Origin of the sequence: Nocardia farcinica (assembly GCF_029867845.1) — a bacterium.
GTDB classification, from domain to species: domain Bacteria; phylum Actinomycetota; class Actinomycetes; order Mycobacteriales; family Mycobacteriaceae; genus Nocardia; species Nocardia farcinica_A.
On record NZ_JARWRU010000438.1, the window covers coordinates 1 to 2,546 of the forward strand.

At 69.9% G+C, this 2,546-nt stretch carries 4 protein-coding genes; all 4 read left to right on the forward strand.

The annotated features are described in order from the left end of the window. Nucleotides 1–645 (forward strand): sensor histidine kinase (locus QH283_RS09320; protein WP_280502618.1); only part of this gene is annotated, 645 nt, incomplete at its 5' end. Next, the gene (locus tag QH283_RS09325; RefSeq protein ID WP_280502619.1) at nt 642–1,304 is read left to right on the forward strand and encodes a response regulator transcription factor; all 663 of its coding nucleotides are present in this window, start codon (nt 642–644) and stop codon (nt 1,302–1,304) included. The genes QH283_RS09320 and QH283_RS09325, both read left to right, overlap by 4 nt. A gap of 103 nt (nt 1,305–1,407) precedes the next feature. Continuing rightward, nucleotides 1,408–1,530 carry a hypothetical protein gene (locus QH283_RS09330; RefSeq protein ID WP_280502620.1) on the forward strand — a complete coding sequence of 41 codons (123 nt, stop codon included), beginning with the start codon at nt 1,408–1,410 and terminating at the stop codon, nt 1,528–1,530. A gap of 263 nt (nt 1,531–1,793) precedes the next feature. Then, nucleotides 1,794–2,459, forward strand: a complete 666-nt coding sequence (locus QH283_RS09335; RefSeq protein ID WP_280502621.1) for a hypothetical protein — start codon at nt 1,794–1,796, stop codon at nt 2,457–2,459. Nucleotides 2,460–2,546: the final 87 nt, after the last annotated feature.

Genomic DNA, 2,546 nt, shown 5'->3' on the forward strand with positions numbered 1-2,546 from the left:
GCCGAGCGCACCAGGGAGGCGACCGCGCGACGCCGCGCCGACGAGGAGCGGCTCCACATCGCGCGGGAACTGCACGACTCGCTCACCCATCAGATCTCGGTCATCAAGGTGCAATCCGAGGCCGCCGTGCACGTGGCCCGCAAGCGCGGCGAAGAGGTCCCGGAAGCACTGCTGGTGATCCGGCAGGCCGGTCGGGAGGCGGCGCGGGAGCTGCGAGCGACCCTCGAGGCGCTACGCGACGACGGCCCGAGCCCGCGGCAAGGGCTCGGCCAGGTTCCGCAACTGGTGGAATGGGCGCGTACGACCGGGCTGGACGCGACGCTCACGATCGGCGGCGAACGCCGGGACGTGCCGAGCGCGGTGGACCGGGCCGGCTTCCGCATCGTTCAGGAGTCGCTGACCAATATCACCCGGCACGCCGCCGCCGCTACGGCGTCGGTCCATATCGACTACCGGCCCGATGCCCTGGTCGTCCTGGTCGAAGACGACGGCACGGCCACCCCGGATGCCCCGCCGCTGCCCGGGGTCGGGTTGCTCGGGATGCGCGAACGAGTCACCGCCCTCGGCGGTCGTCTGCGGGCGCGACCACGCGACGAGGGCGGATTCTCCGTACGCGCCGAACTACCCCTGGACCGGTCGTCGTGATCCGGGTCCTGCTGGTCGACGACCAGCCGCTCATCCGCAGCGGATTCCGCGCGCTGCTCGACCTCGAGGACGACATCGAGGTGGTGGCCGAGGCCGCCGACGGCGCCGAGTGCCTGGCGCTGGCCAGGCAGCACCTGCCCGACATCGCGCTGATCGACATTCAGATGCCGTTCGTCGACGGCATCGAGGCGACCCGCCGCATCGCCGCGGACCCGGCCCTGGCCGGAGTGCACGTCGTCATCCTGACCAATTACGGTCTGGACGAATATGTCTTCGACGCGCTGCGCGCCGGGGCGGCCGGCTTCCTCGTCAAGGACATCGAGCCGGAGGATTTCCTGTATGCGGTGCGCGTCGCCGCCCGCGGGGACGCGCTGCTCGCACCGTCGATCACCCGCAGGCTGATCGACCGGTACGTCACCCGGCCGCCCGAGTCCGGCATCGGCTCGGGGCTGGACGAGTTGACCAACCGCGAACGCGAGGCCGTGGCCCTGGCCGCGCGGGGGCTGTCCAACGACGAGATCGCCGCGCGCATGGTGATCAGTCCGCTGACCGCGAAGACCCACATCAACCGGGCCATGACCAAGCTGCGCGCCCGCGACCGAGCCCAGCTCGTCGTCTTCGCCTACGAATCCGGCCTGGTGACCCCGCGCGACCACTGAAAATCGCGGGAGGGTTTCTCGTGAAAAACCGCGGACTGGCTTTTTATTTTTTCTGACGTATGGTCGGAGGCGACCGGAGGAGAATCTGGGAAAAGGAGCAACGGTGGCCGACAAGTCGCGCGGAAAAACTCTGAAGAAGCCGTCGCTGACCCTCGCCGAACGCCGGGCGGCGAAGCGTGCGCGTCAGGAGGAGTCCAGGACGATCGTCCGAAAGAGGAAGCGGTGAGCTGGATCCGGCCTTCCCTCCGCCCTGGTGAGGCATGGGCGGGGTGGCCGATCGCCCCGCTGCCCGCCGGGCGGATGGCCCGTCGTTTCTCGTCGACGCAACCGCGCGTATTCGCGAGGAGGAAATTGTTGTGACTGCTTCGGAAGTATTGGACAGACGGAAAGGCGGCGCTCCCGCATTCAGTACCGCGGAAATCAAAGCCCGCATCGAGGCCATGTTCGACAGCCGAAAACCCTGGCCACCCACAGACAGGGACGACAGCAGTGGTCGCCACGAGAAGGAACGGTAGCGACGGCACACAGGCGCGGCAGGCCGGTCGCACATGCCTGCCGTCCGCGCCGAAGCAGCTGGTCGGTCCGCCCGCCGACTCGCTGCGGGCCGAACACCTGGTCGATTTGATCATCGAGGAACTCGAACGCCACGGCATCGCGGCCACACGTGTCGTCGCACCCCCCGGGCTCTGGTCCGGCCCTGGCGACCCGGCGGGGACGGATGGCCGGCCGAAGGCCGTGGGCATCCGCGTCGGCGACGACGCGATCGTCCTGGTCGTCGACCGTGCCACGGTGCGGTTCCTCTTCGGTGAACTCCGCGGCGGCCGCGTGGGCCTGCGGACGTTCCTTCGCGCGACCAGGGCCCGCTGCTGGGAGAACCGGCTGTGCGACAGCACGATCGAGACCGCGCTCGCCGACTCCACCCGTCGCCTGCTCATCGTGTGCGACACCGGACGGGCCGCGCCGGCCGAGCGTGACCACGCGATCCGATGGGTGCGTGAGGTGGCCCACCGGATCGGTTACGAGTGTTCGATGAACGGCCTGGACGACCTCGCCACGTCGTACCTCGTGCTGTTCGCCGACACCGATGCGGGAGAGGCGGCGCGCTCGGTGGTCGAATGGCGCCGGACCGGGGAGGTTCGACCGGTCAGGTCGTGAACCGACAACCCGCGCCCCGCCGCGGGCGCGGCCGGGCGCGGGGCCCCGCCTCCGGTGAGCGGCTTAGGCGGGCGGTTCCCGGATTCG